Origin of the sequence: Streptomyces sp. 15-116A (genome assembly GCF_025290915.1) — a bacterium.
Classification (GTDB): domain Bacteria; phylum Actinomycetota; class Actinomycetes; order Streptomycetales; family Streptomycetaceae; genus Streptomyces.
Genome location: NZ_JAOCQE010000218.1, coordinates 1 through 11206, shown reverse-complemented (window position 1 = coordinate 11206; position 11206 = coordinate 1). Strand labels below are relative to the sequence as shown.

The following is an 11206-nucleotide window of genomic DNA, read 5'->3' as shown; positions in this document are numbered from 1 at the left end:
CGGGGCTTGGCGGGCTTGGGGGCTGGGTCCGGGGTGGCGGCGGACGTGGGGGTGGGTGCGGGTGTGCGGGTGGGAGCGGGGGCAGGTGCGGGCTCGGGGGCCGGTGACGGGGAGGGCGATGTCGCGGAGGCCGGCGCTGTTGCCCGTGCGGTGTCCGGGGCGAGGGTGCGCTCAGCGGCCCACGCGGGTGGCGGCGCCAAGGGGGCCCAGGGTGCCGTACGGGCGGTGAACGCCCCGCGTTCGCTCTCGCGGCCGGGGCCCGCCTCGCCGCGTTCCCGGCGGTTCAGGTGGTCGATCCGGGCGCGGAGTTCCGCGCAGCGGGCCGTGGCGCGGGCGTGGTCGTCCTCGGCCCAGGCCAGGTCGGCCCGGAGGGCCTCGGTGGCCGTGGGGGCGGTGGCCAGGGCGTGGCTCAGGGCCGCTCGGCGTTCCGCGGCGTAGCGCTGTTCGCGGAGCATGACGTCGAGGCGGTCGGCGAGGGCCTCGCGGGCGCCGGGGCGGGTGTCGTGGGCCGCGAGGGCGGCGGCGTGCAGGGTGCGGGCCCTGGCCGTCTCGGACTCGGCGGCGCGGGGGCCATGTGCGGCGGCGAGATCCTGGAGCAGGGCCTCCATCACGTCCCACGGCGGCAGCTCACGCCCCTCGAGGCAGGCCCGCATACCCTCGGGGTCCCGCTGCCAGAACACCCCGCACCAGCCGCCGGACTGGTCCAGGCGCTCCAGCAGCCCGTTGAGGTAGCTCGTGAACTCCCGGATGCGGCCCGGAAGTCGCTCCGTCGCCATAGCCAACTCCCGCCAGAAACTGGAGTATTCCGCTCCGTAGGCAACACCAGCCGTGTTACGGCAGCGCTACAGGGAGTTTTCGGCGGGAACGCAAGGTACGCATGACGGGCCCGGACGGGGGTGAGACGTCACGCGGCGAGCGGGGCGCTCCGGACGCAGTGCACCGCCAGCTCGTCCATCGACAGGCCCAGCTCGACAGCCAGCGCCGCCACCGTGAAGAACGCCGGTGTCGGGGCGCGCCCCGTCTCGATCTTGCGGAGCGTCTCGGCGGAGATGCCGGCGCCCGCCGCGACCTCGGCCATGCTGCGGTCGCCGCGCGCCTCGCGCAGCAGCCGGCCGAGCCGTTCGCCGCGTTCGCGTTCTTCCGGGGTGAGAGGGGTGCGCACCATGGCGCCCATTCTAATACCGGTATAGTAATTGGCATGGTGGAGCTGAAGACCGACACATCGATCGACGCCATGCACGAGGCGGGCCAGGTCGTCGCGAGCGCGCTGACGGCCGTACGCGAGGCCGCGGACGTGGGCGTCTCCCTGCTGGAGCTGGACGAGGTGGCGCGGGAGGTGCTGCGCGGGGCGGGCGCGACCTCGCCCTTCCTGGGGTACCGGCCCTCCTTCGCGCCGACCCCGTTCCCGGCCGTGCTGTGCACGTCCGTCAACGACGCCATCGTGCACGGCATCCCGACCGGCTACCGGCTGCGCGACGGGGACCTCGTCTCCGTCGACTGCGGCGCCGAACTGGGCGGCTGGGTCGGCGACTCGGCGCTCAGCTTCACGGTGGGCACGCCGCGCCCCGCCGACCTGCGGCTGATCGAGACGGCCGAGCGGGCGCTGGCCGCCGGTATCGAGGCGGCGGTCGTCGGCAACCGCATCGGCGACATCGCCCACGCCATCGGCAGCGTGTGCCGCGCCGCGGGGTACGGCATCCCGGACGGCTTCGGCGGCCACGGCATCGGACGCCGTATGCACGAGGACCCGTCGGTGCCGAACGAGGGCCGCCCGGGCCGCGGCATGCCCCTGCGCCCCGGCATGGCGCTCGCGATCGAGCCCATGGTGATCGCGGGCGGCACCGACGGCTTCCACGCCGCCGCCGACGGCTGGACCCTGCGCACCGACGACGGCACCCGCGCGGCCCACGCGGAACACACGATCGCCGTCACGGAGTCCGGTCCCCGCGTCCTGACGGCCCGCTGAGCCTCCCGGCGACGCGCGACCGCGCCGGACCGCGCGCCCCGCGCCGAGCGCCACCACCCCACGCGAAACGCTGAGACGAGCGGTGTCCTCGTCACTCCCGGCGCGCGAGCATGCCCGCCCTCTCCTGAGGTGCTCCCCCACACCGATCGTGCGAAGGTGTTCTACGAGTGCGCCTCACGCGGCACAGGGACACACCCGCGCGGCAGCAGACCCGTGCGTGTGTAACAGCGAGACGGTCGGGCACCCGCGTCCGGACCGTACGTCGAGCAGTGAGCGCGCCCCGGGCCCTCGGAGGTTCCGGCTCCGTCCGGCCGAGGGGGGTCCCCCGCGAGGGCGCCGGAACGGATGGCCATGACCAGCGGGTTCACAGGTCCGCAGGGCTACGGCTCGGACCCCTTCGGAGAATTCCTCGCACGCTTCTTCGGCGGGCCCCGCCCCCGGCAGATAGACATCGGGAGGCTGCTGAGCCAGCCGGCCCGGGAGCTGGTGCGCGGCGCCGCCCAGTACGCCGCCGAGCACGGCAGCCGGGACCTGGACACCGAGCATCTGCTGCGGGCCGCGCTCGCCACCGAGCCGACCCGCAGTCTGCTCAGCCGGGCGGGCGCGGACCCCGATTCGCTGGCCTCGCAGATCGACGAGCGCTCGGGCCCCGCCCAGCACGGCCCGGAGAGCGCCCCGCCGCCCACCTCGCTGTCCCTGACCCCGGCCGTCAAGCGCGCCCTGCTGGACGCGCACGAGATGGCCCGGACCAGCGGCGCCGGTTACATCGGCCCCGAGCACGTGCTCAGCGCCCTGGCGGCGAACCCCGACTCGGCCGCCGGGCACATCCTCAACGCGGCCCGCTTCACCCCGCCCTCCGGCCTGCCCCCGGAGGTCCCGGAGTCGGCCCCGCCCCGCGTCGAACGACCTCGTCCGGCGACGGGCACCCCGACCCTGGACAAGTACGGCCGCGACCTCACCGAACTCGCCCGTGAGGGCCGTATCGACCCGGTGATCGGGCGCGACGAGGAGATCGAGCAGACCGTCGAGGTGCTCTCCCGGCGCGGCAAGAACAACCCCGTGCTGATCGGTGACGCGGGCGTCGGCAAGACCGCGGTGGTGGAGGGGCTGGCCCAGCGGATCGCCGAGGGGGACGTGCCCGATGTGCTGCTCGGACGCCGGGTGGTCGCCCTGGATCTGACCGCCGTGGTCGCCGGCACCCGGTTCCGGGGCGACTTCGAGGAGCGGATGAACAACATCGTCGAGGAGATCCGCTCGCACTCCGACCGGCTGATCGTCTTCATCGACGAGGTGCACACCGTCGTCGGCGCGGGCGCGGGCGGCGAGGGCGGTTCGATGGACGCCGGGAACATCCTCAAGCCGGCCCTCGCCCGCGGCGAGCTGCACGTGGTCGGCGCGACCACGCTGGAGGAGTTCCGCCGGATCGAGAAGGACGCGGCCCTCGCCCGCCGCTTCCAGCCGATCATGGTCCCGGAGCCGACGCCCGCCGACGCGATCGAGATCCTGCGCGGACTGCGCGACCGCTACGAGGCCCACCACCAGGTCCGCTACACCGACGAGGCGCTGACGGCGGCCGTGGAGCTGTCCGACCGTTACCTCAGCGACCGCCGACTGCCGGACAAGGCCATCGACCTCATCGACCAGGCCGGCGCCCGGGTACGGCTGCGCGCCCGCACCAAGGGCACCGACGTCCGCGCGCTGGAGCGCGAGGTCGAGCAGCTGACTCGCGACAAGGACCAGGCCGTCGCCGACGAGCAGTACGAGCAGGCCACACAACTCCGGGACCGCATCGTGGAGTTGAAGCGCCGGATCGACGAGGCCGGCAGCAGCACCGAGGTGGACGAGGGCCAGGACCTGGTGGTGGACGCCGAGGCCATCGCCGAGGTGGTGTCACGGCAGACCGGCATCCCGGTCAGCCGTCTCACCGAGGAGGAGAAAGACCGGCTGCTCGGCCTCGAACAGCATCTGCACCAGCGGGTCGTCGGACAGGACGAGGCGGTACGGGTGGTGTCGGACGCGGTGATGCGCTCCCGCGCCGGGCTCGCCAGCCCCGACCGCCCGATCGGCAGCTTCCTGTTCCTCGGGCCGACCGGCGTCGGCAAGACCGAGCTGGCCCGCGCCCTCGCGGAGGCCCTGTTCGGCAGCGTGGACCGCATGGTGCGGCTCGACATGAGCGAGTACCAGGAGCGGCACACCGTCAGCCGCCTGGTCGGCGCCCCGCCCGGATACGTCGGCCACGAGGAGGCCGGTCAGCTGACCGAGGTGGTGCGCCGCCACCCGTACTCGCTGCTGCTGCTCGACGAGGTGGAGAAGGCCCACCCGGATGTCTTCAACATCCTGCTCCAGGTCCTCGACGACGGCCGGCTGACCGACTCCCAGGGCCGCACGGTGGACTTCACCAACACCGTCATCGTGATGACCAGCAACCTCGGCTCGGAGGTGATCACCCGGCGCGGGGCGACCCTGGGCTTCGCCACGGGCGGCGCCGAGGCGGACGAGGAGGCCCGCCGCGAGCAGATCCTGCGGCCGCTGCGCGAGCACTTCCGCCCGGAGTTCCTCAACCGCATCGACGAGATCGTGGTGTTCCGCCAGCTCACGTCCGAGGAGCTGCGGCAGATCACCGACCTGCTGCTGGAGTCGACCCGCCGCGGCCTCAAGGGCCAGGGCATCTCGATCGACTTCACCGAGTCGGCCGTCGACTGGCTGGCCCGCCGCGGCTACCAGCCCGAGTACGGCGCCCGCCCCCTGCGCCGCACCATCCAGCGAGAGGTCGACAATCAGCTCTCCCGCCTCCTCCTGGACGGCCGGGTGAAGGAGGGCAACAGGGTGACGGTGGACACGGAGAACGGCAAACTCACGTTCCGCACCCAGGACATCCCCACCCCGGAGCTTTGACTCAGGCCCACTTTTCACTCACCGCACGGGATGCACCACCATCGCCGACCCCCCACCCCTACGCACCTTCTCCGCAGCCGCCAGCCACTTCCCACCCGGCAGCCGCTGCACAGCCGTAGCCGCCCCGATCTCCGGGTTCACCTTGAAGCTGTGCCCCATGGCCTCCAACTGCCCCCGCACCTCGCTCCCGTACAACCCGGGCTCCAGCTCCGTCTGCGCGGCATTCCGCTGACTCGCCCGAGGTGCCGCAATCGCCTCGACCAACGGCAGCCCCCGATCCAGGAACCCCACCAGCGTCTGCAACACGGTGGTGATGATCGTCGCGCCACCGGGCGACCCCAACGCCACCACCGGCTTCCCGTCCCCGTCGAGCACGATCGTCGGCGAGATCGACGACCGAGGCCGCTTCCCGGGCCCCGGCAGATTCGGATCGTGCACCGCAGGATTCGCCGGCGCGAAAGAGAAGTCCGTCAGCTCGTTGTTGAGCAGAAACCCGCGCCCCGGAACCGTGATCCCGCTGCCACCGGTCTGCTCGATCGTCAGCGTGTAGGCGACGACATTGCCCCACCGGTCGGCGGTCGTCAGATGCGTCGTGTTCTCACCCTCGTACGTGGTCGGAGCGGCCGTACCACCACCCTCGCACGGCTGGGGATCACGCGGGTCACCCGGCGCGAGCGGACTGGTGAGCACCGCGTCGTCCTTGATCAGGCACTCGCGCGAGTCGGCGTACCTCTGCGAGAGCAGTTCCCTCGTCGGTACGTCCTCGAAGGCGGGGTCGCCCACCCAGCGCCCCCGGTCCGCGAACGCGATCCTGCTCGCCTCGATGAAGCGGTGCAGATACCGGACCTCGCTCGCCTTCGACAGATCGGTCCGCTCCAGGATGTTGAGGGCCTCGCCCACGGTGGTGCCGCCCGACGAGGAGGGCGCGATGGAGTAGACGTCGAGGCCCCGGTAGGAGGTCTTCGTCGGCGGCTGCGCCTTGGCGCGGTAGGCCGCCAGATCCCGCGCGGACAGATCGCCGGAACGGGCGTTCCAGCCGGAAGCCGGGTCCACGGGCGGCTTGTTGACGGTGTTGACGATGTCCCGGCCGATGTCGCCCCGGTACAGCGCGTCGGTGCCCTTGCGCCGCAACTCGGCGTAGGTGCGGGCGAGATCGGGGTTCTTGAAGGTGGAGCCGACCACCGGGAGCCGTCCGCCGGGCAGGAACAGCTCGGCGGTGTCGGGGAAGTAGCGGAAGCGGGTCTCGTTGGCGGCGGTCTGCGCACGGAAGGTCTCGTCGACGGTGAACCCGTCGCGCGCGAGCCGTTCGGCGGGTTTCAGGACCGTCCCGAGCCGGTCGCTGCCCCACTTCTCCAGCGCCCGCTGCCAGGTGGCGGGCGTGCCCGGCGTGCCGACGGCCAGGCCGCTGCTGACGGCCTCGGCGAACGGGATGGGCTTGCCGTTCTCCAGGAACAGCCCGGAGTCGGCGGTGAGCGGCGCGGTCTCGCGGCCGTCGAGGGTGTGCACGGTGCGGGAGCGGGCGTCGTAGTAGACGAAGTAGCCGCCCCCGCCGATGCCGGCCGAGTAGGGCTCGGTGACGCCGAGCGCGGCGGCGGTGGCGACGGCCGCGTCGACCGCGTTGCCGCCCTTGCGCAGGATCTCGATGCCGGCCGCTGAGGCGTCGGGGTCGACGCTGGAGACGGCGCCGCCGTAGCCGACGGCCTCGGGTGTCTTGGGAGTTCGCCCGCCGGTGTCGTCGTCGTGTGCGCCGGGCGGCGCCGCCGCCCCGACCGACACGACGGCCGCCGAGACCGCCAGGACCGCCAGTTTCCGTGCCACGGGACGACGCATCCGCACCTCCGGTGAAAGACCGTCCGCGCAGCTTAGTTCATCGCCATGCCCTCGTCAGGAATGCCGCTCCGGGCGTGCCGCGGACCGTCGACGGGCGTCTTCCGCGTCCCTGCGGTTCCCCGGCGGGCATCTTTTTCCGTACGCGTCGAACGCGAGTTTGCGTGGGACCGCTACCATGCGCGCCCATGACTGACGACGTGCGCAACATCGTTCTGGGTGTGGTGGCCGCCGGCATCAGTGCCGCGCTGGGCTGGATCGCCCGTACGTATCTGTGGAAGCGGAAGCTCCGCCGCAAGCAGGCTTTCTTCGGGCTGCCGCAGAACTCCGAGTCCCTGCTCGTCGTCAACCGCGATCCGGCCACGGCGGAGCCGGCGGTGCACCGCTTCGACGTGTTCGCGCTGCTGGAGCTCTCGGCGCTGATCAAGGACTGCGGGGCGCATGTGCAGGTGGTGACGCAGGACGCGGTGCATCAGGGCTTCGGTGAGCGCACGGAGTTCTGCGTGGGCGGTCCCGGGTCGAACCGGAGGATGGTCGCCCATATGGCGGCGATGCTGCCCGGGGTGCGGGTCAACGTGGATCCGGAGCCGGGCCCGGACCGGGGTGCCTTCCAGATCGGCGGCGAGCGTTACCGTATGGACCCGGGCATCACGGAGTACGTCATGCTGGCCCGGCTCACCGCCGGCGACCGGCACGAGGCGCGGCCGGTGTTCCTGTTCTGCGGGCAGCGGGCGATCACCAATCAGGCCGCCACCCGGTATCTCGCCCGCCACCACGAGCGGTTGGCCCGCAAGTACGGTGCGCGGTCGTTCGTGCTGCTGCTGAAGGTGGTCAACTCCCAGGCGTACGGGCCGGATGTGGTGGAGCTGGTCGGGGATGTGACGAAGGCGGCACAGACGCCTCTGCCGACTCCCGCTCCACGCAAGGCCCATTCGGAATCCTGACGTCCTCCACAACTCAACAATCGTTACTGGCACGTAACTTACCGACGGGTTACTCCGAGTAAAGGAGTGAGGTTACCGTTCGGTCACTTTGCACTGACACGAGTGAGGAGTGACCGTGGGACCCCACCGCAAGGCCCTGCGCACGACCGCCGTGGGCGCCGTCTCGGCGACCCTGATCGCCGGAAGCGCCCTCGGACTCGCCCCCACCGCCCAGGCCGCGCCGGACCCCGTCCGCTTCGTCGACATCACGGGCGACGGCGGCACGGTCCTCAAGGCCAACGTCATCACCCCCGCGGGCGCCGACGGACGGACCCGCTACCCGCTGATCGTGCTCCCCACCAGCTGGGGACTGCCGCAGATCGAGTACCTGGCCCAGGCGCGGAAGCTCGCCGACTCCGGCTACGTGGTGGTCACCTACAACGTGCGCGGCTTCTGGCAGTCCGGCGGCGAGATCGAGGTCGCCGGTCCCCCGGACACGGCCGACGCCTCACGCGTGATCGACTGGGCGCTCGCCCACACGCCCTCCGACGCCGGCCGGATCGGCATGGCGGGCGTCTCCTACGGCGCCGGGATCAGCCTGCTGACCGCCGCGCACGACGAGCGGATCAAGGTGGTGGCCGCGCTGAGCGGCTGGGCCGATCTGATCGGCTCGATCTACTCCGGGCGCACCCAGTCCGTCCAGGCCGCCGCGGTGCTCGACGGCGCGGGCCGGGTCGTCGGCCGGCAAAGCGCCGAACTGCGGTCGATCTTCCGCGACTTCTACGCCTCCGACCTCTCCCGCGAGCAGGCGATCATCGAGTGGGGGAAGAAACGTTCAGCTGGGACGTATGTGGACCGGCTCAACCGCAACGGCACGGCGGTGATGCTCGCGGGCGCCTGGGGCGACACCGTCTTCCCGCCCAACCAGTACACCGACTTCTACGAGAAGCTCACCGGCCCCAAGCGGCTCCAGATGCGCCCCGGCGACCACGCCACCCCGGAGATCACCGGTCTGCTCGGGCTGCCCAACGACGTGTGGAGCGACACCCGGCGCTGGTTCGACCACCATCTGCGGGGCGTCGCCAACGGGGTCGACCGCGAGCAGCCCGTCCGGCTCAAGCCCCGCTCCTCGGGCGGCTACGAGACGTACCCGGACTGGAAGTCGGTGGCCGCGACCCGCCGCAAGATCGACCTCGCCGGGTCACCCACCATCCGCGCGAACGTCAACTCCGGTGCGGACGGCGGGATCGTGTTCCTCTCCAGCATCCTCGACCAGGTGGCGCAGCTGCCGCCGACGGCGTACATACCGCTGCTTCCCCGGCGCTGGGCGGCGGTGTGGCAGTCGGAGCGGTACGCCACCGCCCAGCACGTGCGCGGGGCGGCGAGACTGCACACGACCGTCACCCCGACGAAGGAGAGCGGCACCCTCGTCGCCTATCTGTACGACGTGGGGCCGCTCGGCCTCGGCAAGCTGGTCAGCAACGCGCCGTACACCTTCCACGGGCGTACGCCCGGCGAGCCGTTCGGCGTGGATCTGGAGCTGTTCTCCACGGCCTACGACGTGCCCGCCGGGCACCGGCTCGCCCTGGTCGTCGACACGGTGGACCCGCTCTACATCGAGCACAACCCGTCCGGCGCGCAGCTGACCTTCTCCTCGCCGGCGAACGACCCGTCGTACGTGACGGTTCCGCTGCGCGAGCAGTGATCTCCGGCTGCCGCCGGACGGGACTGGCCGACGTGGTCCGCCGCCCCGCGGGTCGGGGGCGGTGGGCCCCTTCCGGTGGCGGCGTCCCCGCTCCTGCCGCGAAGTGCCCGGTGCCACCGGGGTGAAGGACACATCGTAGTCGAGGAGCGCCGGGTCGGGTGATGGGCCTGCGTCACGCCGCTCAGTGCTTGAGGATCTTGGAGAGGAAGTCCTTGGCCCGGTCGCTCTCCGGGTGGGTGAAGAAGTCGTCGGGTGCGCGGTCCTCGACGATGCGGCCGTCGGCCATGAAGACGACCCGGTTGGCGGCCGAGCGGGCGAAGCCCATCTCATGGGTGACGACGATCATGGTCATGCCGTCGGCGGCCAGTTGCCGCATGACTTCCAGGACTTCGTTGATCATCTCGGGGTCCAGGGCCGAGGTCGGCTCGTCGAAGAGCATCACCTTGGGCTCCATCGCCAGCGCCCGCGCGATCGCCACGCGCTGCTGCTGACCGCCCGAGAGCTGCGCCGGGTACTTGTCCGCCTGGTTGGCGACCCCGACCCGGTCGAGCAGTTCGTGCGAACGCCGGTCGGCGTCCTCCTTCTTGCGTCCGCGGACCTTGATCTGACCGAGGGAGACGTTCTGCAGCACGGTCTTGTGGGCGAAGAGATTGAACGACTGGAAGACCATGCCGACATCGGCGCGCAGCCGGGCCAGCGCCTTGCCCTCGTCCGGCAGCGGCTGCCCGTCCACGAGGATCGTGCCGGAGTGGATCGTCTCCAGCCGGTTGATCGCCCGGCACAGGGTCGACTTGCCCGACCCGGACGGGCCGATGACCACGACCACCTCCCCCCTGCCCACGGTGAGGTCGATGTTCTGCAGAACGTGCAGGTCACCGAAGTACTTGTTGACGTCACGCAGTTCGATCAGCGGATCGACGGCCATAACCACCCCTACTCATCCTCAGCCGTGTGGTGGTTGCCGCAACGTATCCAGGCAAGATCGCGAGGGCGATGCGACACGCACTTTTCGGTCATAAGCCGTATTTACGCCGCCTTTACTCCGCTGGGCGCGCGGGACGGCCGGCCTGCTCTGCCTCATGCCTCCGCGACCTCGGCGTACAGCTGCGACAGCTCGGGGACGCCGCTCGCCGCCCACTCGTGTCCCGCGTCCACGACGTCGAACTCCCGGCCGGAGGCGAGCCGTACGACGGGCTGGCCGTCGGACCGGATCTCCCAGGCGGCGCCCGATACCGTGCGCACGATCACGGTCCCGAGATACAGCCCCGCGTCGTTGCCGAGCCAGGTCAGGGTCTCCTCGTCGTCCCGCCAGCCCGGGACCAGCTGGTCCAGCGCCTCCAGCGAGGCCGGGGAGTCGTCCAGCCGGACGCTCGCCCGGGACGCCTGGGAGCGCAGCAGTTCGCACTCGGCGAGGAGTTCCGCGATGCCCTCGGGATCGGGGAGACCCGCCTTTCGGCGCCGGTGGCCCAGGAAAGGGATGTTCATACCTCCAGCCTGTCATTCGTACCGGCCCCCGCACCACAGGCGCGCGGACCCCCGGCCGGGCGGCTTGCGGCACGGTTCACCGCCGGTCCGCGCATGGCGCGTTGACCCGTCCCACGCCTCTCTCTAGCTTCACGGTGCGTCGAACGTCCCGTGCGGCGGGATGAGCGGGAGGAGCCGGTGGTGCGCCGAGGGGTCTGCGGGGGCCGGTGGGTCCGGTGGGTTCGCGGGGCCCGGGGTGTGGTGGTGCCGGCGGCGGTGTGCGCGTGGCTGGTGCCGCTGGGGGTGGTGCGGGCGGCCGACGCGGACGGTGCCGGGGAGCGCCCGGTGCCGTTGGAGCGGGTGTTCGACAACGTGGCCGTGAGCGAGGACGCCAGGCCCGGCGCGGCGGACTTCGACGGCTCCGGG

At 71.8% G+C, this 11206-nt stretch carries 8 protein-coding genes and 1 pseudogene; 4 read left to right on the top strand and 5 right to left on the bottom strand.

Annotated elements, in window-relative coordinates; all coding sequences use genetic code 11:
- Both N4P33_RS26530 and N4P33_RS26525 read right to left on the bottom strand, forming a co-directional pair.
- Positions 1-776: pseudogene (locus N4P33_RS26530) on the bottom strand (hypothetical protein); the annotation flags it as partial.
- Between the two features lie 128 nt (positions 777-904).
- Positions 905-1165, bottom strand: a complete 261-nt coding sequence (locus N4P33_RS26525; protein WP_260829307.1) for a helix-turn-helix domain-containing protein — start codon at positions 1163-1165, stop codon at positions 905-907.
- Positions 1166-1198: 33 nt separating this feature from the next.
- Between N4P33_RS26525 and map the strand changes: the two genes are divergently transcribed.
- Together map and N4P33_RS26515 are read left to right on the top strand one after the other, a co-directional pair.
- Positions 1199-1966 carry a type I methionyl aminopeptidase gene (map, locus tag N4P33_RS26520; RefSeq protein ID WP_260829306.1) on the top strand — a complete coding sequence of 256 codons (768 nt, stop codon included), beginning with the start codon at positions 1199-1201 and terminating at the stop codon, positions 1964-1966.
- Positions 1967-2317: 351 nt separating this feature from the next.
- Positions 2318-4861, top strand: a complete 2544-nt coding sequence (locus N4P33_RS26515; RefSeq protein ID WP_260829305.1) for an ATP-dependent Clp protease ATP-binding subunit — start codon at positions 2318-2320, stop codon at positions 4859-4861.
- Positions 4862-4879: 18 nt separating this feature from the next.
- On the opposite strand, the gene ggt is transcribed toward N4P33_RS26515, so the two are convergent.
- On the bottom strand, positions 4880-6691 hold the full coding sequence (gene ggt, locus N4P33_RS26510; RefSeq protein WP_260829304.1) for a gamma-glutamyltransferase: 1812 nt from the start codon (positions 6689-6691) through the stop codon (positions 4880-4882).
- Between the two features lie 185 nt (positions 6692-6876).
- Here ggt and N4P33_RS26505 point away from each other — a divergent pair, with 185 nt between their 5' ends.
- On the top strand, positions 6877-7632 hold the full coding sequence (locus N4P33_RS26505; protein ID WP_260829303.1) for a hypothetical protein: 756 nt from the start codon (positions 6877-6879) through the stop codon (positions 7630-7632).
- Between the two features lie 115 nt (positions 7633-7747).
- Positions 7748-9316 carry an alpha/beta fold hydrolase gene (locus tag N4P33_RS26500; protein ID WP_260829302.1) on the top strand — a complete coding sequence of 523 codons (1569 nt, stop codon included), beginning with the start codon at positions 7748-7750 and terminating at the stop codon, positions 9314-9316.
- A 181-nt stretch (positions 9317-9497) separates the two neighbouring features.
- On the opposite strand, the gene N4P33_RS26495 is transcribed toward N4P33_RS26500, so the two are convergent.
- Together N4P33_RS26495 and N4P33_RS26490 are read right to left on the bottom strand one after the other, a co-directional pair.
- Positions 9498-10241, bottom strand: a complete 744-nt coding sequence (locus tag N4P33_RS26495) for an amino acid ABC transporter ATP-binding protein (protein WP_260829301.1) — start codon at positions 10239-10241, stop codon at positions 9498-9500.
- Between the two features lie 152 nt (positions 10242-10393).
- Entirely contained in the window at positions 10394-10801 is a 408-nt protein-coding gene (locus N4P33_RS26490; protein ID WP_260829300.1) for a DUF6278 family protein, read from the bottom strand.
- Positions 10802-11206 lie beyond the last annotated feature (405 nt).